This is a genomic window from Rossellomorea sp. LjRoot5 (genome assembly GCF_964253455.1).
In the GTDB taxonomy this organism is placed as follows: domain Bacteria; phylum Bacillota; class Bacilli; order Bacillales; family Bacillaceae_B; genus Rossellomorea.
Genome location: NZ_CAXUQN020000001.1, coordinates 2,328,039 through 2,349,699 on the forward strand (window position 1 = coordinate 2,328,039; position 21,661 = coordinate 2,349,699).

At 41.7% G+C, this 21,661-nt stretch carries 23 protein-coding genes; 2 read left to right on the plus strand and 21 right to left on the minus strand.

Annotated elements, in window-relative coordinates; all coding sequences use genetic code 11:
• Window positions 1-119: 119 nt before the first annotated feature.
• Window positions 120-1,121: a DUF3231 family protein gene (locus ACSQ2E_RS12025; protein WP_435990761.1), complete on the plus strand. Its 1,002-nt coding sequence runs from the start codon at window positions 120-122 to the stop codon at window positions 1,119-1,121.
• A 76-nt stretch (window positions 1,122-1,197) separates the two neighbouring features.
• Here ACSQ2E_RS12025 and ACSQ2E_RS12030 read toward each other — a convergent pair whose 3' ends face one another.
• The 13 genes from ACSQ2E_RS12030 to ACSQ2E_RS12090 form a co-directional block, all read right to left on the minus strand.
• Window positions 1,198-1,983: a serine hydrolase gene (locus tag ACSQ2E_RS12030; RefSeq protein WP_435990763.1), complete on the minus strand. Its 786-nt coding sequence runs from the start codon at window positions 1,981-1,983 to the stop codon at window positions 1,198-1,200.
• A gap of 17 nt (window positions 1,984-2,000) precedes the next feature.
• Complete coding sequence (locus ACSQ2E_RS12035; protein WP_435990765.1) at window positions 2,001-3,005, minus strand: ABC transporter ATP-binding protein; 1,005 nt, start codon at window positions 3,003-3,005, stop codon at window positions 2,001-2,003.
• Window positions 3,002-3,925, minus strand: coding sequence for an NlpC/P60 family protein (locus ACSQ2E_RS12040; RefSeq protein WP_435990767.1), 924 nt, complete (start codon window positions 3,923-3,925; stop codon window positions 3,002-3,004). The genes ACSQ2E_RS12035 and ACSQ2E_RS12040 overlap by 4 nt, the downstream gene beginning before the upstream one ends.
• Window positions 3,926-3,943: 18 nt before the next feature.
• Window positions 3,944-5,023: a mandelate racemase/muconate lactonizing enzyme family protein gene (locus tag ACSQ2E_RS12045; RefSeq protein WP_435990769.1), complete on the minus strand. Its 1,080-nt coding sequence runs from the start codon at window positions 5,021-5,023 to the stop codon at window positions 3,944-3,946.
• Entirely contained in the window at window positions 5,020-5,958 is a 939-nt protein-coding gene (locus ACSQ2E_RS12050) for a S66 peptidase family protein (protein WP_435990771.1), read from the minus strand. Before ACSQ2E_RS12050 ends, ACSQ2E_RS12045 begins: the two co-directional genes overlap by 4 nt.
• A 93-nt stretch (window positions 5,959-6,051) precedes the next feature.
• Window positions 6,052-7,677, minus strand: a complete 1,626-nt coding sequence (locus tag ACSQ2E_RS12055) for a peptide ABC transporter substrate-binding protein (RefSeq protein ID WP_435990773.1) — start codon at window positions 7,675-7,677, stop codon at window positions 6,052-6,054.
• Window positions 7,678-7,719: 42 nt separating this feature from the next.
• A complete protein-coding gene (locus tag ACSQ2E_RS12060; RefSeq protein WP_435990775.1) occupies window positions 7,720-8,733 on the minus strand; it encodes an ABC transporter ATP-binding protein in 1,014 nt (337 codons plus the stop codon).
• Window positions 8,734-8,738: 5 nt separating this feature from the next.
• Window positions 8,739-9,692: an ABC transporter permease gene (locus tag ACSQ2E_RS12065; RefSeq protein WP_435990777.1), complete on the minus strand. Its 954-nt coding sequence runs from the start codon at window positions 9,690-9,692 to the stop codon at window positions 8,739-8,741.
• Window positions 9,692-10,624, minus strand: coding sequence for an ABC transporter permease (locus ACSQ2E_RS12070; RefSeq protein WP_435990779.1), 933 nt, complete (start codon window positions 10,622-10,624; stop codon window positions 9,692-9,694). The genes ACSQ2E_RS12065 and ACSQ2E_RS12070 overlap by 1 nt, the downstream gene beginning before the upstream one ends.
• Window positions 10,625-10,638: 14 nt before the next feature.
• Window positions 10,639-11,463: a M55 family metallopeptidase gene (locus tag ACSQ2E_RS12075; protein ID WP_435990781.1), complete on the minus strand. Its 825-nt coding sequence runs from the start codon at window positions 11,461-11,463 to the stop codon at window positions 10,639-10,641.
• Between the two features lie 930 nt (window positions 11,464-12,393).
• Window positions 12,394-12,603 (minus strand): hypothetical protein, encoded by a 210-nt coding sequence (locus ACSQ2E_RS12080; RefSeq protein ID WP_435990783.1) that lies wholly within the window; start codon window positions 12,601-12,603, stop codon window positions 12,394-12,396.
• Window positions 12,604-12,687: 84 nt separating this feature from the next.
• Window positions 12,688-13,863 carry a TraB/GumN family protein gene (locus ACSQ2E_RS12085; RefSeq protein ID WP_435990785.1) on the minus strand — a complete coding sequence of 392 codons (1,176 nt, stop codon included), beginning with the start codon at window positions 13,861-13,863 and terminating at the stop codon, window positions 12,688-12,690.
• 186 nt (window positions 13,864-14,049) lie between these two features.
• Window positions 14,050-14,637, minus strand: coding sequence for a vWA domain-containing protein (locus tag ACSQ2E_RS12090; RefSeq protein WP_435990787.1), 588 nt, complete (start codon window positions 14,635-14,637; stop codon window positions 14,050-14,052).
• A 94-nt stretch (window positions 14,638-14,731) separates the two neighbouring features.
• Here ACSQ2E_RS12090 and ACSQ2E_RS12095 point away from each other — a divergent pair, with 94 nt between their 5' ends.
• The gene (locus ACSQ2E_RS12095; protein WP_435990789.1) at window positions 14,732-15,211 is read left to right on the plus strand and encodes a hypothetical protein; all 480 of its coding nucleotides are present in this window, start codon (window positions 14,732-14,734) and stop codon (window positions 15,209-15,211) included.
• A gap of 34 nt (window positions 15,212-15,245) precedes the next feature.
• Here ACSQ2E_RS12095 and ACSQ2E_RS12100 read toward each other — a convergent pair whose 3' ends face one another.
• The 8 genes from ACSQ2E_RS12100 to ACSQ2E_RS12135 all read right to left on the minus strand — a co-directional run bounded on the left by ACSQ2E_RS12100 (window position 15,246) and on the right by ACSQ2E_RS12135 (window position 21,654).
• Window positions 15,246-15,935, minus strand: coding sequence for a hypothetical protein (locus ACSQ2E_RS12100; RefSeq protein WP_435990791.1), 690 nt, complete (start codon window positions 15,933-15,935; stop codon window positions 15,246-15,248).
• Between the two features lie 195 nt (window positions 15,936-16,130).
• Entirely contained in the window at window positions 16,131-17,207 is a 1,077-nt protein-coding gene (locus ACSQ2E_RS12105; protein ID WP_435990793.1) for an NAD(P)H-dependent flavin oxidoreductase, read from the minus strand.
• A 149-nt stretch (window positions 17,208-17,356) separates the two neighbouring features.
• Window positions 17,357-18,031, minus strand: coding sequence for a serine/threonine protein kinase (locus ACSQ2E_RS12110; protein WP_435990795.1), 675 nt, complete (start codon window positions 18,029-18,031; stop codon window positions 17,357-17,359).
• Window positions 18,032-18,207: 176 nt separating this feature from the next.
• Window positions 18,208-19,479, minus strand: a complete 1,272-nt coding sequence (locus tag ACSQ2E_RS12115; RefSeq protein WP_435990797.1) for an MDR family MFS transporter — start codon at window positions 19,477-19,479, stop codon at window positions 18,208-18,210.
• 38 nt (window positions 19,480-19,517) lie between these two features.
• Window positions 19,518-19,793 (minus strand): helix-turn-helix transcriptional regulator, encoded by a 276-nt coding sequence (locus ACSQ2E_RS12120; RefSeq protein WP_435990799.1) that lies wholly within the window; start codon window positions 19,791-19,793, stop codon window positions 19,518-19,520.
• Between the two features lie 248 nt (window positions 19,794-20,041).
• Complete coding sequence (locus ACSQ2E_RS12125; protein ID WP_435990801.1) at window positions 20,042-20,269, minus strand: hypothetical protein; 228 nt, start codon at window positions 20,267-20,269, stop codon at window positions 20,042-20,044.
• 140 nt (window positions 20,270-20,409) lie between these two features.
• A complete protein-coding gene (locus ACSQ2E_RS12130) occupies window positions 20,410-21,093 on the minus strand; it encodes an HAD family hydrolase (protein WP_435990803.1) in 684 nt (227 codons plus the stop codon).
• A 66-nt stretch (window positions 21,094-21,159) separates the two neighbouring features.
• Window positions 21,160-21,654 (minus strand): NUDIX domain-containing protein, encoded by a 495-nt coding sequence (locus ACSQ2E_RS12135; protein ID WP_435994516.1) that lies wholly within the window; start codon window positions 21,652-21,654, stop codon window positions 21,160-21,162.
• Window positions 21,655-21,661 lie beyond the last annotated feature (7 nt).

The following is a 21,661-nucleotide window of genomic DNA, read 5'->3' on the forward strand; positions in this document are numbered from 1 at the left end:
TGAACTATGATTTCGCTATCTTATTCAATAGGGAATAATCTTCAGTTTAAGAGGAAAAATGAGTATATGAAATTTCCGGGCACCATGATGAACTCGGAATAAAATGAAGGATGGTGTACATGACTGATAAAAAGGCGTTATGTTCAAGTGAGCTTGCTACTTTATGGATGACCTATCAACAAAAGACGATGATTCAGCGAATACTGGAGTATTTCATAGAGAAGGCGGATGATGAGGAAGCAAAACGCATTCTGGTTGACACACATACAAATGTAAAAAAATACGTCGAAAGGCTCATCTCTCTTTTCGAAGATGAGGGGTGTGTCATTCCGGCCGGTTTTACCGCTGAGGATGTAAATCCCGGGGTTCCCAAGCTATTTGATCACCATTTCGATATCATGTTTCTAAGGCAGCTTAAAGCTATTAGTATGGGGTTACATACATTACACGTCAATCTGTCATACAGGAAAGATCTCATCCTCTTATATAAAGAGCTGACCGGAATGACTCAAACCGCTTATGAAAAGTGCATGGATTACTTACGGGAAAAGGATGTATTACCAGGACCGCCTGCTGTGACCCCTCCCCGTACGATCGAATTTGCTCAAAGCCCTAATTATATGGCTGGTTTCAACATCTTTTCAGATAAAAGAGTGTTGAACACTGTAGAAGTTGCCTATCTTTATTTCGGAATCGAATCAAATACATTGGGAATGCAGATGATGACGGGATTTGCCCAGGTGGCAAATGAACCGGAAGTGAAGAAATATTTTATTAAAGGAAAAGAAGTTTCAAAGAAAATCATTAGTGATTATTCTAAAGTGCTGTTGCAAAGTGATATCCAAGCCCCTTCTCCATCCGGAGGGAGAGCAACAATTTCTACGATTGCGCCATTCTCAGATAAGCTCATGATGTATTGTACCTCACTTTTTACTAATTTCGGCTTAGGGAGCAATGCACTGGGCACCGCTTTCAGCTTACGTAGCGATCTTCCTGTAATGCTTGCTTCGACTGCGAAAGATATTTTAACTTATGGGCAAGATGGTGGTAAAATAATGGCAAAGAACGGTTGGATGGAACAGCCTCCAAGTATGGAGGATCGGAATAAGCTGGTTAAATAGCATATATTATTTTTATTTTCTGCCAAACAATAGCCAAAAGCAGATGTGCCATCATTCAAATGGCTCATCTGCTTTTTCAGCTGTTATCTTTGAGTAAGAAATCGCAGATCAACTTTCCGATCTGAGCAATCGTATCTTCCCCAGTTTCGCTTTCTCCAAGTTCATCGATAAGTACCGCTACATAGGCAGTTTTATCTCGAAACTTAATAATGCCGCAATCATGCTCGATCCCAGGCAATTCTCCTGTCTTGTTGCCAATATATACAGCTTCCCGGTCCATCCTTGATGGAAGTTTAGTATCAAATTGTTGCTGTTGTAAAATACGCAGCATTTTTTCCCGGCTCGTCTGACTGTATTCCGTACCAATGTCCATCATCTTTAAACATGAAATGATATCGAGTGCCGAGGTATAGTTATTCAAACCCTGTTCCATTGCTTTGAAATCCATCAACTTCCTAAGAAGCCTCGTATGTTTTAATTTTATTGTATTGCAAAGCTCTTGTATGGAATTTAAACCAAGTCGCTCTATCAGGAGATTTGTGGCTGTATTATCGGAAACGATGATCATAAGAGTAAGGAGGTCTTCTATAGTAAGGGTGAGATGATCTGAAAGTGACACAAGCACTCCAGCCCCGCCAACTCTCCCCTCCTTAGGAATTGTAACCATATCACTAAGGGATATTTTCCCTTCCTGTGCTTGACGGAAAGCTTCGAGTAAAATAGGGATCTTAATTAAGCTGGCAGCTGAATAAGAGCGGTCCCCATCAATGTGGAAGGAGTGAGATGGAAGCTCTACGGCCACACTCACCCTTCCGTTACAACGAACAATTACTTCCCTGATTTTATATTCTGGACTCTTCATTTATTTCTTCATTCCCTTTACTTAGTGACAGCCACTTCGTCATGTTCCCTTGTGATTTCCTTGTCGTAAAGGTGACAAGCTACATAATGCTTTTCCTCAACTTCCTGCCATTTAGGTTTATGGGTGGCACAAGCTTCCATGGCTGCCGGGCAGCGGGTTCTGAACACACAACCAGTCGGGGGATTGATCGGACTTGGGATTTCCCCTTGAATGATCATTCTTTCCCGAGAATCCTCCACATCCGGATCGGGAATCGGGATCGCGGAAAGCAATGCCTGAGTGTAGGGATGAAGAGGTTTCTTATATAACTCTTTACTCTCGGTAAGTTCAACGATGTGACCTAGATACATCACACCTATACGGTTACTGATATGTTTGACCATCGAAAGATCATGTGCAATAAAGAGAAAGGTCAAGCCCTTTTCTTTTTGCAGTTTCGTTAATAAGTTTACAATTTGTGCCTGTACAGATACATCAAGTGCAGAAATCGGCTCGTCTGCAATAATGAAATCCGGATTAAGGGCAAGTGCCCTTGCGATGCCAATACGTTGACGCTGCCCCCCGCTGAATTCGTGAGGATAACGATTGACATGATCACGATTAAGCCCTACGTCCTCTAAAAGTTGATAAATGCGTTCCATCTGCTTTCTTTTATCCTTGAATAACTTGTGTGCCTCCATAGGTTCAGCTATGATCTCCCTTACGGTTGAGCGTGGATTCAGAGAAGCATATGGATCTTGGAAGATCATCTGCATATTCCGGTAGAATGATTGTTTTTCCTTTTCCGAAAGCCTGTGGACGTTTTTGCCATCATATAAGACCTCACCTTCAGTCCGGTCGTACAACCCGATGATGGTGCGACCGGTCGTGGACTTTCCACACCCGGATTCCCCTACTAATCCGAAGGTCTCTCCCTTGTATATATCAAATGAAATACCATCCACAGCTTTTAATGTCTTTCCTTTTTCCAGGTGGAAGTATTTTTTCAATTCTTTCACTTCAAGCAACTTATGATTTGTCATCGGGGTCCCTCCGTTTCTTCCCAGTAGCGTCTGGCGGCACATAATTCTCTTTCATAATACGTTCCTTTCAATGACAAAATCTCTATCGTTTTACCGGTGTTGGGAGAGTGTATCATCTTACCGTCACTATGATAGATTGCAACATGGTGAATGCTGCCTTTTCCTTCTTCGTACGCAAAGAACAAGAGGTCTCCAGGCAATAATTGATCCAAAGGTACCTCTCTCCCTTCCTTCGCCTGGTCATTGGCATCCCGTGGAATCAAGTATCCTTGAGTTTTGCACATCGTGTAGCTGAATCCAGAGCAATCAAACCCAAAGCTTGACATCCCGCCCCATAAATATGGAAGATCAAGAAATAATTCTCCGGTTGAGACAATGTCCAGGCCAGTTCCCCTTCGATCATTCACTTTCGATCTGGATACCATAATATCTGTCTGCCTTAAGAACCTTGTACCCAAAGGAGTCTCCACTTCTATCAAATCATCATGCTCTTTCACAATCGGTAAAATGGTTTGAAAGCTGAGTTCTAATTCAGCTTCATTCTCTTTATTGATTAAGTCCGTGAATTTACTTGTTACAATGGCATATGTAACCGCTTGGGATGACTCTCCGGGTAAAAGCTGAACACTCGGGATCCAGCCGGGATATCCGCGATCGTCTTTTGAAGATGATTGATCAGGTATAAGGACGTGGGACCAACCGTTACTCTCTTCTAACACAAATACTTCCTGACCGAATAAGGCTTGAGATTGTATTCGGTTCTCATCACATAGTGCTAAGCGCGTATCATAAGTTAAGGAGTCCAACCAATCTGTAATGTGAGCAGGATTGGTTATTGCGGGTGTATCCAAGTCACGTGCGGAATCCCGATTTGTCCATAGAGTTGCTACAGGCACTGCTATTTGAGCTTTCGTCGTCATTTGATTTCCCCTCTCTATTCATACTTTAACTCTCTCTATGCCAAGACCAGGTTTAGTCGGCATAGTAATCTTCCTTCCAGTATAATGTATACCACCGACTACAATATCTTCAGCCAGCATAAGTGGTGCATCGAAATCAAAGCGAGTGACGTTTTTCCTGCTTGCCGCAAAGTGGGCCGCAGCCGTTATTCCCAGTCTGGTTTCAATCATGCTGCCAACCATACATTCGACCCCACAAACTTCAGCTAAATCATTTATTTTCTGAGCCTGGTAGATTCCACCCGCTTTCATGAGTTTAATATTGATCAGATCAGCACTTCGGGTCTTTAATACTTCAAAGGCTTGATATGGAGTGAACACACTTTCATCAGCCATGATCAGGGTTTCGACCTCATCCGTGACCCTCTTCAAGCCTTCAATGTCATGTGCAGGCACTGGCTGCTCAACTAATTCGATATTCAGGTCAAGGTCCTCCATCTTGCGAATCGCTCTGACTGCGGATTTTGATTCCCATCCCTGATTGGCATCCAGTCGAATTTTGATATCATAACCGATCCGTTGGCGGATTTCATGAATTCTTTTTATATCTGTTTCGATTTCATCTTTACCGACTTTCACTTTCAGTACATCAAAGCCTTTATTCACATATGTTACTGCATCCTCACCCATTTCTTTCGGGCTGTTCACACTCACCGTGTAATCTGTCTCAAGCTCCCCTCTGTACCCTCCCAGAAGTTGATAGAGTGGCAAGTGACAATGTTGAGCCAGGCAATCATAAATGGCCATATCCACCGCTGCCTTCGCGCTTGTATTCCTGATGAGTAACGAATGAAGATGTTGAAAAAGATTCTCATGGTTTAATAGGTTTTTGCCTATTATCGCGGGTTTAATTACTTGTTGGATGCTATGTTCGATGCTGGATAAACTTTCTCCCGTGATCACCACGGTTGGAGGTGCTTCCCCCCAGCCGATAATCCCATTGTCGCAAGTCAGTTTAACAACGATGGCTTCCGCTACGGTCACCGTACGCAATGCAGTCTTAAAAGGGGTATGTAAAGGGACGGCAGTCCTGAACGTTTCAAGTTGGTGGATCTTCAATCGTTCTCAACCTCTCTTATGCCTGATTTGATATTAAATGTATGTTCAAAAGTATTCATTGTTCCAATGCTGCCCACCGGGATGGCAATATTCGGTGAAGAATGTCCGATATTAAAACCCTTTAATGCAGGTTTTCCTGCACTCGCGATATGTTCTGTCAAAACCTCATCAAGAGTCAGGGAACGTTCGCGCTTCTTAGGCACGCAGTTCTTAAAGTCACCAATGATGATTCCTGAAGCATCTCTGAATTTATTGGCCATTTTCAATTGATTCACCATTCGGTCGACTTGATAGGGCTCCTCATCAATATCTTCAATAAAAAAGATCTTTCCTTTGGTATTCACTTCAAATGGTGTCCCTAATGTACTCACAAGCAGAGTGAGGTTCCCGCCGATCACGGGGCCGGTCGCTACACCTTCTGAGACCGTCTCAAGTTTGGATTTGTCATGCGTATAGTCAATGTTCTCCGTTTTAAACAACTGTCGGAACGATTCCTTTGAGGCTTCATGGACGCCCTCGAGTCCGATATCGGAACTTAACATCGGTCCATGGAAGGTGACAAGACCCGTTCGTTGATGAATGGCCGTATGTAAAAAAGTAATATCACTATACCCCCAAAAAATTTTCGGATTTTGGCGGATCAGTTCGAAATCCAGTTTTGAAACAATACGTCCCGTTCCAAAGCCTCCACATGCACAGAAAATGGCTTTCACATCCGGATCTTCAAACATCCTATGGATATCTTCTATCCTTTCCGTGTCCTTACCTGCTAAGTACCCATATTTCTTATGTACCGAGTTCCCAACCTTTACTTCTAATCCTAATTCTTCAAGGAAACTGATTCCTTTTTTCAATGGTTCTGATTTCGGCGGGCTGGCAGGAGCTATAACCCCTACCTTATCCCCTTTTTTCAGTTTAGAAGGTTTCATCATCATACGTACCTGACCCCTTTCGTAGAAAAAGAGGGAGTGGGCGCATGGCCATAAATTGTGCCGACGCGCCCCTCCACTCATACTGTTTTACTTTCCTTATTCTTTATCAGCCCATTTTAATTCCATGTAGCCGACCGGGTGACGGACGATACCTGTCACATCCTCATTTTGTAGATACACATAATTGTAGAAGTGAATCGGGATGATCGGCAATTCATCCATTAGGATTTTTTCTGCTTCATACATCATTTCAAATCGTTTTGCTTCATCCGCTTCATTCTTTGCTTGTTGGATCAGCTTGTCATAATTCTCATTACCCCAGCCTGTACGGTTCATGGAGTGTCCTGTCTGGAAGTTTTCCAGGAAGTTAATCGGATCTGCATAGTCTGCTAAGAATGAACTCCGTGATAATTGGAATTTCAAAGCCTTTTGTTCATCCTGGAATACATTCCATTCCATATTGGCTAATTTCACATCGACATCTAAGTTTTCCTTGAACATTTGTTGAAGAGCTTCAGCAATTTTTTGATGAGTATCACTTGTGCTGTATGTTAAAGTGACTTCCGGTAGTTTGTCGTATCCCTCTTCTTCCATCCCCTTTTTCAAGTGGGCTTTCGCTTCTTCCACATCAGTAGTCACCAAGTCTCCGTTAGCTTCACGGAAGTCCTTGCCTGATGGATCTTTAAATCCTTTTGAAACGAATCCGTAAGCTGGTTTTTCTTTATTCTTTGTTACAAAGTCAACCATTTGCTGTTGATCGACAGCCATGGCGAATGCTTTACGGATGTTTTGATTTTGAAAAGGCTCTTTTTCTAAATTGAAACGATAGAAGTACGTTCCGGCCTGGTCTTCCACATTCACTTTACCTTCTTCAAATAACTGTTTACTTAAATCAGCCGGTACGTCCGCTGTATCCAGTTCACCGGTTTTGTATAATTGATAATCCGTATTTGTATCGTTTACCATTGCCCAGTGAACTTTATCTAATTTCACTGAGTCTTTGTCCCAATATTGATCATTCTTTTCCATAACGAAGTGGCTGTCATGTTCCCATTCTGTCAGCTTGAACGGCCCGTTAGCAACGAAAGTATCCGCTTCTGCAAACCATTCGGGATTCTCTGTAGCAACCTTTTCATTGATCGGGAAGAATGCAGGATTGGCAATGACGCTCAAGAAATAGGCTTGTGGACTTGTCAGTGTGACCTCGAATGTTTTCTCATCCTTCGCCGCCACTTTCACATCGTCAACTGAACCCTTTCCAGTATTGAAGGCCTCTCCACCTTCAATGAAATATCCGAGGAAGGCAGCCGGTGAGCCTGTGTCTGGATTTAATAGGCGTTTCCATGCGAATACAAAATCTCCGGCAGTAACATCATCACCGTTTGACCATTTGGCATTGTCCCTAATGTGGAATGTATATACTTTTCCATCTTCCGAGACATCCCATTTTTCAGCCATGGCAGCTTCAGGTTCATGATTGGCATTTAGTCGGGTCATCCCTTCCATTAAGTTATTCAATGCTGTCCATGAATAGGAATCAAAGCCGATTGGTGGATCGAACGACGTTGGTTCCGCTCCATTATTCAGGTGAAGGACCTTTCCTGCATCTTCTTTCTTACTATCCCCACTGCTTGACTCACTGCCTGCATCCTTCGTAGCCGTACAAGCGGCGAGCATGAACAGGAGCATTCCTACTAGAAAGACTGATAATAGCTTTTTCATACTTTTCCCCCTCTTATCCTATTTTTCTATCCAACGATCATTTTAACGAATGGTTAAACTGACCGATGAAAGCTTGACTTTGTTGGCTCTTTTATCCTGGAGCCAGCAGTCGACATGGTGTTCGTTCGATAACTGTGTCTTTACGGGATATACACGGTCGCATACTTCCATCGCTTTTTCACAACGTGGAACAAATGGGCACCCAACAGGCGGAGAAAATAAATCAGGCGGAGAACCGGGAATCGGTATCAGGTCTTCCCCATCAAGATCAAGCCTTGGGACGGATCCCAGCAGTCCTTGAGTATAAGGATGTTGAGAGTGATAAAAAATTTCTCGCCTGTTTCCTTCTTCTACTATTTTCCCTGCATACATGACGGCAATTCGGTCAGCCACTTGAGCCACAACTCCCAAATCATGTGTGATTAAAATAATCGATACACCCGTCTTCTTCTGGATCTCTTTAAACAATTCAAGTATTTGGGCTTGTATGGTAACATCCAGGGCTGTTGTCGGTTCATCCGCAATTAAGACATCAGGTTCACACACTAGGGACATGGCAATCACAATCCGCTGCCGCATTCCCCCGCTGAATTGGTGTGGATACTGCTTCAGTCTCTCCAACGGATTTGGAATACTTACAAGCTTAAGCATGTCGATCGCTTTTTGTTTCGCCTCTTTCTTGGATACATCGTTGTGTTGCAATATCCCTTCCATGATCTGTTCACCAATGGTCAAGGTCGGATTTAGTGCTGTCATGGGATCCTGAAAGATCATGGAAATATCGGCTCCCCGCACTTTCCTCATTTGGGGTTCGGTTACCTTTAAAAGGTCTCTTCCCTTAAAGAGGATCCTGCCGCCAGTCACTTTCCCGGGAGGATTCGGGATCAGTCTCATAATGCTCTGGGAAGTCACACTCTTCCCGCAGCCGGATTCGCCTACAATCGCCAACGTCTCCCCCTTATGTAAATCAAAACTTACTCCCCTGACTGCCTTGACTTCTCCGCCATAGGTCGTAAAGGAGACATGGAGATCTTGTACAGATAAAACTTTACTCATGGTGATTACCTCCTTAATTTCGGATCCAGTGCATCCTGTAAACCGTCTCCCAACACATTGAATGAAAACATAGTCAATGATATGAATAGAGCAGGAAAGAATAAGCGCCACCAGTATCCCGATAGAATCGTAGATAAGCCGTCATTGGCCATCACTCCCCAGCTTGCGTATGGTGCTTGGATGCCGAGTCCAAGGAAGCTTAAGAAAGCTTCAGCAAAAATGGCGCTAGGTACCGTCAATGTCATTTGTACGATAATCGGTCCCATTGTATTGGGGAGCAGATTCTTTCTGATGATTCGCGCGGTTTTCGTCCCGAATGTTTTTGAAGCTAAAATAAATTCATAGTTTTTAATCTGAAGCACCTGTCCCCTTACAATCCTGGCCATCCCGATCCACCCGGTCACAGTTAAGGCTACGATAATCGTCAAGAGACCCGGTCCCATTACTACCATCAATAGAATAACGACAAGCAGATATGGTAATCCGTATAATATTTCAACAATGCGCATCAAGACGTTATCCGTTTTGCCGCCTTTATAACCTGCAATGCCACCGTATACAATCCCGATCACAAAATCGATAAGCGCTGCCATGAACCCTACGAACAACGAAATACGTGCTCCATACCATGTACGGATAAATACATCTCTTCCCATATCGTCCGTACCAAACCAATGTTGACCAGAAGGCGGCAGATTTTGATTGGACAAGGTTTGCTTAGTGACGTCGTATGGAGAAATAATCGGGCCGACGACCGCCATAATGATTAGTGCAGTTAAGAATACTAATCCAAGCATGGCCAGTTTATTTTTCATGAGGCGCTTCCAGGCATCCTGCCAATAGGAAAGGCTCGGTCTCACCACTGCTTCAGCATCTTCTTTATTCCTCTTCTTGGGTGTGAACCATTCATCCCTTACGTCTGGAGTCGCGAGTGGCTCTTGTTGATTTGGAACCCCCATCATTTTGCCTCCTTCTTATGTAACTTTATCCGTGGATCAAGGAAACCATATGCCAGATCGACTAAAAACAACATGACAATAAGGAAGGCACTATAAAATACCGTTGTTCCCATAATCACCGGATAATCACGTTGATTGATACTTTCGACAAAGTATTTTCCCATACCTGGAATGGCAAAGATCTGTTCAATGACGAAGGTTCCTGTCAAGATCCCAGCAGCAAGTGTACCAAGTACAGTGACCACCGGCAGCAATGCATTTCTCAAAGCATGTTTCACTACAATCTTGACTGGTGACAATCCCTTAGCGCGTGCTGTCCGTATATAATCCTGTGTCAACACTTCCAGCATACTCGAGCGGGTAAGACGGGCGATGATGGCCATTGGTCCTGTGGCTAATGCAAGAGTCGGGAGAATCATGTGTCGCCAGCTTGTCCATGTGGCAACTGGAAGGATTCCCCAAGTTACAGCCACTTGTTGAATCAATAAAGTCGCCATGACGAAATTCGGAATTGAAATTCCAAGTACGGCAAATGTCATCGCCAGATAGTCGATGATGCCATTATGTCTAAGGGCTGCCAAAACCCCCAGGATGATTCCTGAAAGCACAGCGATGATGAGAGTCGTCATACCAAGTTCAAATGAAATCGGAAATCCCCTCCCCAGCAAATCGTTCACTGTTTGCGATGGCTGAGTGATAGAAGGACCAAAGTCCAATGAGATAAGTGATTTTAAATATAAAAGATATTGCACCATCAACGGCTCATTCAAATGGTAATGAGCTTCTAGATTTTGTTGTACCATGTCACTCGTATTCCGTTCTTCATTGAAGGGGGATCCTGGTATGGTATGCATCAGGAAAAACGTTAACGTCACAATCAGCCAGAGGGTTATGACCATGGCTAGTAATCGTTTCAACAAATATGTACTCATTGATCTCACACTTCCTAACAGAATGTTGTTCTCATCGCGAGTTCAGTCATGACCAGCATGGCTCTATAGGCTTCAAGGATATCTCTGGCCTCAAACCTCACAATCGTGGTATCAACTTCATGAATGGTTCCCGGCATGAGACTTGCCCACTCCGCCTGTCCGTAATTTGCAAACTCGATACGTAAAGTTGGATGTTCAGGAGGAGTGAGTGGTTGTACCTTTTTCTTATTATGTATCGCTTCTTCTGTTTTCTTTTTTAATAATTGTATTGATTTCTCCGGGGTAAGGCTCTTTGCAACAGAACGGGAAATCGTTTCCTTCACCACGGCAGTTGTAACATTTGGAATTAATACTTCTGCTTCCTGTGCAGCCTGATCATCCCCTGCAACCAGTAACACAGGAACACCGTAGTACCCTGCAACGTATGCATTGAATCCCAGTTCACCAACGGCCACATCATTGATGTACATGTTTCTCACCCCAAAGATCATGGAATGGGACATCACCCCTTTCATGGAAGCCCGGGCATGATAACCAACAAAAAAAGCCCCATCAAACGTCTCATCCAGTCCTTGAACCATGGAATATGGCTTTACTCCACCGGATATCAGTTTCGTTTCAGGGTGCAGTTTCTCTATTAACAAATTGTTCATTTGTGAATGACTGTCATTTACCAATACCTCCTTACAGCCTGAATCAAAGGCAGCAGTCACAACGGCATTGGCCTCTTCTGTCATAATGATTCTTCCGCGTTCATAATTATGCTTATCTGATGAGACATGAGTATGATCAACCAGTCCTGTTATACCCTCCATATCAACTGACATATATACGTTCATAAAGTGTCCCCTCCTTTCTTAGGAAATATTTATTAAATTTTCTTAATATTATAATTATTATAGCATTTAATTACAATAATTTTTTGAATAAAAAGGAATATATTCCTATTTTCATAAATAAAGGAAGTATGGACTATAAAAGGTTATTTCCGATTGTATCATTCACCTTAGAATAAGAAGAAGTAGTTCAATGGAATGATAAAATCGGATTGAAATAAAAAAATGCGATGGATTTCCTAATCGAAATCACACCGCACTCTTTTTCTAAGTATATGTCAAATATCATCGAAGTAAAGTATTCAATGGGGGACATAAGACTTAGCTTTATTTTATTGATATATTATTTATTTCGCTGATAAACGTCAATCACATTAAGACTTTCATAAGAAAAAGACCTGGGGTACTCATCTCTCCAGGTCTTAAACTCGGTACATGTATGTTAGCTTATTTTATTCATCAATTTTTCTGAGTGCTGAGAGCCCATCTCTGCCACTAAATCAAGTAATTCTGCTTTCGTTGTCTCATCTAGGCCTTTATAAATAAGGAAAGCTTGCGTTGCATCAGAAGTAATTAACTTTCTGTATAACTTTGAGATTCTTTTACTCCTGTGGGTGTCCATTAGATCCTCCTCTATAAATCCTTTCTGTTATTATAATAAATATAAGCTTGTATTTTCAATATATTCTTCAAAAATGAATTATGTAACTAAAATGAATTAACCATTTTCTTAGACCTATTATTCTCTCCTCACAAGGTCGTGGGTAAAGCTTAACTACTATTTACCCAAAGATCTGTTTTGAAAACGTGGCTGTGCCGTTACATTTAAATATAGATTTTGCGGCTTCTCCTTGTATATGTACAATATTCAATTGAAAACTCAACTGCTCAACCTGTTCTTTTGAGTTACTGAATCTGAAGTTTTGAATTTTTTTATTTTCCATTCTTCCTCTTCTGCACTTCCATATGGATGACTAGATAGGTAACGCCCAAAAATCCTGCTATGCCAAATATGCCTGCAATGATTCCTTGAACCGAAGATGTGAGGATTGTAAATCCCATCCCGATACTCAATCCAGTAATTAGCAGAAGGAGCCAATGGGCGTATCGATTGATGAATTCAGTTATCGTAATCCCCTCCACAGCTTTTGTATACTCATTTTAACATAATATTCCAACAATTACCTATATAAAATAAGCCATCCAGGAGGATGACTCATTTTGTTTCTATATATTTTCCAGAAATAATCTTACGACGTCTGCTCCGCCAATGACCGTCCCCAGTGTACTTCCTAAATTGGCAAGTACGACAATGAGCAGGACGCGGGTTACTTTATTTCTCCAGAATCCTTTTATGCTCAGAACATCTTCAGGGAGAGAGTCAAAATCACCGACATTGGGTCTGCGGAAATAGGCTTGAACGAATCCTGCAAACCAACCCGCTGCCAGAAGCGGATTCAATGAAGTGATAGGTGCTGCGACGAATGCTGTTAATATGGCTAATGGATGCCCCATGCCAATGGCTACCCCCAGGGCAGAGAATCCCCCATTCCATAATATCCAACTGATACCCTGCTGTATGCCTGCATCCGGGTTTGATATGAACGTGTAGGCAATGACGGCCAGGATCATGATAGGGAGGGTCCACCCGATGATTTTTGGCCATTTTGATTTAGCAGGTCGCTCATTGAGCTTATCTAAGTTATGTTCGTTATGGATTTCTTGCGTGATACCAGGAACGTGTGCAGCACCAAGAACGGCAACGATTTTTTCGCCAGGTGCTTCCTTGATTTTTTGAGCCAGGTATTGGTCACGTTCATCAATCAAAGGTGTTTTCAGTTTGGGAAACACTTGGGTGAATTCATTCAACATCGAATCAAGCATATCCTGTGATTTGATTTTCTCGAGTTCTTCCTCAGTAATCGTATCAGTGCTGAAAATGCTGTATATGATTTGGGTCAATAGCTTGGCTTTCCCACTGAAACCGACGCTGTTCCATATCCGGGAAAATGTCACCTGGATGTTACGGTCAGCAAGGACAAGTTCTGCATTTAGTTCTTTCGCTGATTCGATCCCCTGAATCATTTCCTGTCCAGGTTTGATGCCGAACTGTTTGGCCATTCTTCGCTGGAATGATCCAATGGCAAGGTTCATGAGCAGTAATGTGGCTTTCTTATCCTTGATTACCTGAAAGATGTCAGTGTCCCTCCACTTATCTCCTTCGACGATGGATTGATACCTCGATTCGTCCAGCTCTACACAAACCGTGTCCGGGCGTTCAGCTTCTATCACTTCTTTCACCTGCTCAGCACTCTGACGTGACACATGAGCGGTTCCGATGAGAATGAATTCCTTCCCATCCATATGTATTCTCGTAATATTCTTTTCGTTTTCTGTTATCATCGTGTACCTTCCTTTAATTCCGTTGACTTCCAAATAAATTGAATCTACTTCACTATGATAAACTAGTTTTGGCAAAATTTAAATAAATACTGATCAGAATCGTGAAAGATCTTGATTCTGATGTAAGGCTAAAATGTATTGGCAATGAAAAAATCCCATCCAATAGATGGGACCCCAACATCATGATTACCATTTATGTCTCTTTTCAAACACTGCTTCACTCACCACGTCGTACATCTCTTCAACCCCTTTAGAAGAAGCTTCAAATTGATACGCATTCCCGATATCGATGCCGATATTCCATGCTTCTTGAGAAGCATTGATATTCGCTCCCAGAAAGATGAACTCCCAATGGTATCGCTCCTGTTGATGACTGATAAGATCCTTCACCTGGCTTGCCGAGAACTCCACGCTCGAGTTCTCCATACCGTCGGTTGTGATCACAAAGATGACTTTATCAGGTCTTCCCCCTTCCTCCATCCTCGATAAGCGATGACCTACTTCATGAATCGTTTTTCCAACCGCATCCATTAAAGCAGTGCACCCCCTTACAAAATACTCGTCCTTCGTGAGCCGTATCTTACCTGCCTCCCTCCCACTCCATAATTGCTCAACCTTATCATCAAAAAGAACGGTAGTCACAAGTGTTTGACCAGGTAATTGACTCTGTTTTTCAATAAAAGAGTTATAACCTCCAATGGTTTCATGTTCAAGACCTCTCATCGATCCACTTCTGTCTAATAAGAAAATGATTTCAGTGTATTCACTTCTCAATTTTTCTCATCCTTTCTTTATCGTTTCTGATATAATCATAACCACTAAGAGTATAGAATGGGTCGCTTAGGAAGCGACAATTGGAGGTGAGAGCGTGCTTAATGAACATATTTTGCAGGAGCTTCTTGATTTCGTGGAGACAAGTAGAGAATTCCGAATATATGATATACATAAATCAGAACCCATCTTAAGTGATGAAATTTACTCCAGTGAGCTGGAAGAATTTATTGAGATGCACCATTCAGCGTCTTTTTCGGAAAGGTTGTTTCGGCATATCGATGGATTGGGTATGACCGATGCTACCGTATACAAAAAAGCCGGAGTAGATCGAAAGCACTTTTCCAAAATAAGATCGATTCATGAATATAAGCCGGGTAAACGGACTGTGGTAGCACTGTGTCTTTCTCTGCAATTGTCTGAGGAAGACACAGGAGAACTATTGAATGCAGCCGGGTTCTCCCTTTCAGACAGTGACCGATTCGATCTCGTGATTCAATTTTGTTTCGAGAAGAAAATCTATGACATCGATGACGTGAATCAAGCATTGTATTCCCTTGGGTTAAAACCTTTATAAAAAAGTAGAGTGCTAGAAACGGCACTCTACTCCCCTAATATTTCTTTTCAATTCTCTCCTGTAACGATTCAATTTTTTCCGGAAGAACATACAGGTATTCTATCAAGCCTTCCAATAACTCTATGAGCAGGCCGGCAGTTTCATCGTCAATCTCCCGTTCCAATTCCAACATTTCATAAAATGCTGATTTTGGATGAACAAGATGGCTGAGGGCCTGGATGGGTTTTGACAGATCTACATTCTTTGGCAGCTGATCGAATTGTTCCGACAGGGATTGACCTGGTGATTGATCACCATTGAAATTCTTCAGGACACTTTCCAAGACTCGTTTTGACATTACAGCCGTTGCGGAGTTATCTTTGGACTGGCTAACATTCAATGCAGAACGGAACGAACGGACTAGGTCCTGGGGAATCCGTTTATTCCCCTGGATCTGATCCAAAGGCCCATTTGTAGCCAGTGGATCATAAATATAAAGACCCGCTTCCTCCTTGTGATGAATCGAATCATCATTCAACATGATTACGAAAACAGCCGGTTTCTTACACTCCGAACAGTTTGCCTCTGCGAATAACCCTGTCTTATTCACTTGATAGAAATTGGCTTTCAACACAAATTCACTGGTCTTAGAGCAGTTTGGACATTGACTTTTGACTTTCTTAGGAACTTTTTGATATCCGTATTGAATGTGAGACAATATGGATCCAGGTAAAATTTCTCTCATGCGAACCTCCTAGAAAATGCACCTCGAAAATTGAATTTTAATTATTGTGAAAATTTGCGTTAAATAAAAAAGCGCTTTCCTTATATCAAAATTATACCTTTGCTAGAAAGTATTACAAGGTTAAATAATGGGAAAACAAGATTTGGGATAATGGGACTAAAGATGAGTAAATGATGTTGAAATCTATCAAAACCGTCACTGTCTGGTCAATCTTAATAATCCTTTTTCTACTTCTTTTACCAGGGAATCAATCAGTTCATCCACATATACGTCCCTACTGAGCCGCGGGCTTTGTCCAGACCATAATGACATTAGTTCAGAGTTATGTTGATTGCCGGCTTCCCTTCTTATTTCTTTTGTCAATGCGTTTTGCACAGGGTAAGGAAGGAATTGATTCTCATACTCTTTCATTATGTTTGTGAATGAGTTTGCCATGCCCCTTGCCGGCTTACCGCTGAATGCAGATGTGATGATTGTATTTGTCTCTTCCGCGTGTAAAATAGCTTTTTTGTGTATGTCTTTTGCTCCACTTTCTTTATTTGTAAGAAAAGCTGTACCCATCTGAACTCCTTTTGCACCCAGAGCAAGTGCTGCTATCACGCCTCTTCCATCCATTACTCCTCCTGCAGCAATAACCGGTACTCCTACAGCATCCACTACTTGTGGAATAAGTGAAAACGTCCCTATCATCGATTCATCGTATGTACCAATAAATGTACCCCTGTGACCACCCGCCTCACTTCCCTGTGCGACGATCAAATCCACTCCACTCTCTTGATTGATCAATGCTTCTTCCACCGTCGTCGCAGTTCCAATCACTTTAATACCTTCTTTTTTCAACTCTTTCATTATTTCCTTTGGCGGAATTCCAAATGTAAAGCTGCAGACAGGCACCCTTTCCTTTATGATCGTTTCAATCTGTCTTTCAAGATCAATTTGTTTTAAAGCGAATTGACCTTCATTGAATAGATTCAACTCTTCTTTAAATGGTTTCAGTAATTTTTGCATATGGTTTAACTGTTCTTCACTATACTCCGGTGCCTCAGGAATGAAACAATTCACCCCAAATGGCAGGTTCGTTTGCTTTTTTACTTGTTTGATACTTTCATTGAGATCCGTGACAGACATATACCCTGCTCCAATCGTCCCCAGCCCCCCGGAATTTGATACAGAAGCAACCAGTGCTGGGGTTGTGACCCCTCCAGCCATTCCTGCTTGGATGATAGGATATTTTGTACACAGACTCTTTGTTACTTCGTTTTGAAACCACATATTCTCCCTCCTGTTTCTATCCTATATAAGGTTATTCTAAATTGAATTATGTCAAAAGGAATCATGTTGTACAACTCATTCGAGTTCATCGATACCTCTTCTTCATCAAAAAAGCGTACAAAGCAACAGAAGCCTTGAACGCTTAAGACTTATTTAAAGGAAGTAAAATTTGTTACTCTTTTCATGAACTCCTCATATGAACTATAATGCTTATTCCATGAATTATACCACTTTCGTATGGTCTCCAATAACCAAAATGGTACGGCCCGTCCTTCTATAAGGTGGTAATGGTCTTCATAAGCTTTCTTTAAATGCTCCCATCTGAAATCATTTCCAGGTTGGATATATTCGGATACATCAATGATTTTCGCCCTTCCATTTTGCAATAAAATGTTTTTCAAGTGAATATCACGAGGGTTCATTCCTTGATCTCGAACATATTGTCTTGCATTTTCCACGTCTTCTACCACTTGTTCAGGAATCTTGATTCCCTGCAGCAAACAATCAAAAAGGGTTGCTCCTTCTTCAAAACTTAACACCAGTAATGTATCATATGCTGCATAGCAGGTGGAGAAATAAGGGGAATCTCCGATGGTTTGATAGACTTTTTCTTCACTTTTTATTTTAGATCTTTTATCTTCTGCATATAATTTGAAAGCAAATTCGGGTGCATAAATGGATTGAAAGACCGCCGCGTCTGTCCCGACACCAATGCATCGTAATGTTTCATCACCACCATGGATTGTGACAGGCTCATTATTTGCATTTGAATACACGGTCATTTGAGATAAAGAAGGTAGTGCGACTTCCCATTTATTATCCATAGACTCTCCCTTCGTCCGATTGGTCTCTTTTAAAAGGTATGAACGGGATTCGTACCTTATTCAGGATAATATAGCATCCGCCCATTTCAAATTTCAACTCAAAGCCTTCTCATCTACCTAGTAAATTTAAACAATCCAGGACTGAACACTCCCATAGTGTATTTCCGTCGTATATCCTAACCTGCTTTAACACCGTCATGATTCTGCTTCAATTCCGCTCCTTCTTTTCGCCTATCTAATTCTGGAGAAATCATTTTTAAAATAATCGTACCAGAAAGTCCAATGGTGAGGATGAGCCCCGCCATGATGTTTGATGGTAGAATCGCTCCGAGTGTGACGGTGACGGATGCGATCAACATGGATAGGTTAAACTTCAGCCCGTTAAATGCCATATAGGAACTGCGGGCATCATCAGGGGGAATGGCTGCCATATACGACTGCTCTACGGGCACGCGGAACACTTCTCCTATCGTGAGTAACGCCATCATCAAGAACAAAAAGTACAGGTTATTTGAATAAGCAAGTGCCGCATACCCTATCGAAAAGAAGAAACAACTCCACACAAGTACGTTCCTGTCTTTGAATGAATGTGGAATCCTCGTGACAAAAAGCATGAGGAAGACGACCAGAATCGTATTTTCACTTCGAAGGATCCCCATTGTTTGGACGCCGTCTATGTCCCAGAAAAGAAACGGTTGCGAAGGCATTTCTTCACTTAGTCGAATACCTATGTAATTCGTGAGCTGGAACTCCATGGAAAGAATAAGCACCCCCGCAATGGTAAACAGAACAAACAGCTTGTCATGCATGACCTTTCCGTAGTTTGATATAAGTTGTTTAACGTGCTGAGGGGCTGTCAACTCGGTTTCCGACGGCGTATAGCTCTCATCAATGAAGAATGCCACCAAGGTTGCGGTAATGGCGGATGCAACACTCAGTGCCAGAAAGAGCTCGAAAAGGTAATCCTTGAATAAGAAAGCCCCTATGATTCCTCCGATTGCGATGGACAGATTGTTTGCCCAATAGGTGATCGAGTACATGAGCTTTCGCTGTGGAGGTGTACTGACATCGATCATCATAGCCTGATTGGCAGGTCCTGCAAGGCCCCAGCAAATGCTGTTGACCGTCATCATGGCGAATGTGACAGGGGCAGATTCAAACCAGGGCGAGTTACAAACCATCATGGTGATGAAAGCCAGAAACCTGAGCGTTTCTGCGAATAACATGATTTTCTTCCGGCCAAATTGATCAGCAAAATATCCTCCGAGAAAGTTGATTCCTATTCCTACAAATACATTGATCAAAAGTAATAATCCTGCTACCTTTGTTCCAAAATGAACGGCCAGGTAGATCGACATAAACGGAAAGATCATGCTCCCAATAAAGCGGCTCATAAATGTTTCAATGATACGTATTTTAATATTTTTATGAAAATCTCTGAATCTCATATGTATTCCTTCTCTCTATAATTGAACGGTCGTTCATTTCATTCGTCTAGAAGCTTTGTCAGTCGAGAAATATTAACCCCCAGTGCTTCTATTATTTCTCGACAAGTGATATCACTTACCTTTTCTTTCCCTCCTTCAAGTCTTTTAATGGTTTGGGTAGATACATTTGCTTTTTGAGCCAGCTCTTCTTGAGTCAGTTGAGATTTCACACGAAGTAAGGATACAATCTCGCCCATATTTCTTTTGTCAAAAGGTGAACTCTCTTTGGTGAAACAGGAGTTAATGGAGTTACAAAATTTCTTCATATCATTCATAGGTAGCTGCCTCCAACATTTGGTAAAATCGCATTTACTAAATATATAGAAATTTCTCCATATTATCAAGGGGATTTTTCCTTTACTATTTATACTATATTGATTTGGCGGGGGCATATCATGGTCATTTCAGATGAAAGGAAGTAAGACTTTAGGATGAAGTTTGTGAAGGACAAATGTTTTTTTAGATAAATGTTGATAAAAGAAAAAAGCACCATGTAGATGCTTTTTGCAGATTGTATAGATAGTTATAATGCGAGGAATAGATCCCATCTAAGTGAATAGTAAACGGTGCCGATTCCAACGAACACGACGACCAGGCCGATGATATTTTCTATGAACTTTTCTGGTAACTTAATGAATTTAAGTACCGTATATATAAGTGTGGTAAGAGATATGGTAACCAATGAAACAATTGCTATATTAATGGCAACTGTTTTTACTGGTTCTGTTAATAATTTACTGAATTCTAACAATTTAGACCCTCCTGATTTGATTCAATTCCAGTGCGCTACGCTGAATATGTAGTATCAAGAAGACTATTATACTAGAAATTCCATGAATTTAATAGTGGTAGCTTTGTCTAAAAAAGTATGTTAGATGGCGATTTGGCTCTTTAAATGGTCCGTTCAGAAAATTCAAAGCTCCTTATGCAGCGTGGTAAATCAGACAAGTCATCAATCACAGCATCTGCATGCTTTGCATCGGTCCTATGGGGGTCTCTTTTCCAAATCCCCTTCATCCCTATTTTTTGGGCACCATACACATCATACTCAGGGTGGTCTCCCACAAAAATGCATTCTTCAGGTTTTACATGTAATCTTTTTATCGCCCTCTTAAAGATTTCAGGATCGGGCTTTTTCACTCCTTCCCATTCAGAGACAAGAATTTCTTGAAAGTAAGGCTCTATTTCAAGGGCCAGGATGTTGTCCATTTGAAATCTGCCGAAGCCATTCGTGATCATCCCCAATTGTATACCACCGTTTTTTAATTCAGCCAGCATATTATGTAAATGGGGAAATGCTACACAACTGTGTCTAAATTGACTGATATAATCATCAAGCAGTTCTTCCCAAGTTAATTCTTTGATTGAAAACTCATCGATAAGCTGCTTATAAACCCTGTCTTTCCACACATAACCCCTCTGATCTAATTCAATGAACCTGGAAATATATAAATCTTTCGGGATATGATGAAGCCAATGATAGAGTCGTTCATATTGGTTTGTGATGAATATTTGGACAGAAGCATCCCTGTTTAAAAGCGTTCCATCAAGATCGAATAGTGCAGCTTTTATCATAACTGACCATCTCCACCCCTCTATATTTATTAATCTAAGCATGGAACTCCTATTTAAATTAAAAACCTACAAATTTACTGTTCGAGCATGGGAGAGAATCTCCCCGTACACTCCGTTCCAATCAGAATAATAATCAGCTACTTGATCTGGCTCGACCCAACATCGTTCAGCGGATTCATATTCTGCTTCGAATGTATATATTTCATCCACGTCCACTCTATAAAAAAGTTGAAAGCCTAATTTGGGATAAGGGCTTTGTTCATTCCAGTGGGGATTATCATGATGATCCACGATCAGGTAACCTAAAAAATGAGAAGAGCCGGATACATAGGCTTCCTCCATCACTTCCCTCTTCAAGCATCCTTCAGGGGATTCACCCTTTTCAAGATGCCCACCTGGAAAATCCCAGCCTCGCTTATGAAGATTCACCAAAAGCAGCTTTCCATCTTTAAAACAGAATCCATGCACACTGGTGACCCGTGATGTGTCAGGAAGGATAGAATTTTGCCGCCATGTCAACTTCACTTTGGATTCCCCCCACCATACATATGTAGAATTCATCATTATC

Bases quoted from the DNA above. Each gene is read 5' to 3' on its own strand.
- ACSQ2E_RS12040 (WP_435990767.1), bottom strand. From the start codon at position 3,925: ATGACGACGAAAGCTCAAATAGCAGTGCCTGTAGCAACTCTATGGACA.
- ACSQ2E_RS12055 (WP_435990773.1), bottom strand. From the start codon at position 7,677: ATGAAAAAGCTATTATCAGTCTTTCTAGTAGGAATGCTCCTGTTCATG.
- ACSQ2E_RS12060 (WP_435990775.1), bottom strand. From the start codon at position 8,733: ATGAGTAAAGTTTTATCTGTACAAGATCTCCATGTCTCCTTTACGACC.
- ACSQ2E_RS12050 (WP_435990771.1), bottom strand. From the start codon at position 5,958: ATGATGATGAAACCTTCTAAACTGAAAAAAGGGGATAAGGTAGGGGTT.
- ACSQ2E_RS12120 (WP_435990799.1), bottom strand. From the start codon at position 19,793: ATGAATGATATGAAGAAATTTTGTAACTCCATTAACTCCTGTTTCACC.
- ACSQ2E_RS12130 (WP_435990803.1), bottom strand. From the start codon at position 21,093: ATGATAAAAGCTGCACTATTCGATCTTGATGGAACGCTTTTAAACAGG.
- ACSQ2E_RS12105 (WP_435990793.1), bottom strand. From the start codon at position 17,207: ATGTGGTTTCAAAACGAAGTAACAAAGAGTCTGTGTACAAAATATCCT.
- ACSQ2E_RS12110 (WP_435990795.1), bottom strand. From the start codon at position 18,031: ATGGATAATAAATGGGAAGTCGCACTACCTTCTTTATCTCAAATGACC.
- ACSQ2E_RS12115 (WP_435990797.1), bottom strand. From the start codon at position 19,479: ATGAGATTCAGAGATTTTCATAAAAATATTAAAATACGTATCATTGAA.
- ACSQ2E_RS12135 (WP_435994516.1), bottom strand. From the start codon at position 21,654: ATGAATTCTACATATGTATGGTGGGGGGAATCCAAAGTGAAGTTGACA.
- ACSQ2E_RS12035 (WP_435990765.1), bottom strand. From the start codon at position 3,005: ATGACAAATCATAAGTTGCTTGAAGTGAAAGAATTGAAAAAATACTTC.
- ACSQ2E_RS12025 (WP_435990761.1), top strand. From the start codon at position 120: ATGACTGATAAAAAGGCGTTATGTTCAAGTGAGCTTGCTACTTTATGG.
- ACSQ2E_RS12100 (WP_435990791.1), bottom strand. From the start codon at position 15,935: ATGAGAGAAATTTTACCTGGATCCATATTGTCTCACATTCAATACGGA.
- ACSQ2E_RS12030 (WP_435990763.1), bottom strand. From the start codon at position 1,983: ATGAAGAGTCCAGAATATAAAATCAGGGAAGTAATTGTTCGTTGTAAC.
- ACSQ2E_RS12075 (WP_435990781.1), bottom strand. From the start codon at position 11,463: ATGAACGTATATATGTCAGTTGATATGGAGGGTATAACAGGACTGGTT.
- ACSQ2E_RS12065 (WP_435990777.1), bottom strand. From the start codon at position 9,692: ATGGGGGTTCCAAATCAACAAGAGCCACTCGCGACTCCAGACGTAAGG.
- ACSQ2E_RS12085 (WP_435990785.1), bottom strand. From the start codon at position 13,863: ATGATAACAGAAAACGAAAAGAATATTACGAGAATACATATGGATGGG.
- ACSQ2E_RS12070 (WP_435990779.1), bottom strand. From the start codon at position 10,624: ATGAGTACATATTTGTTGAAACGATTACTAGCCATGGTCATAACCCTC.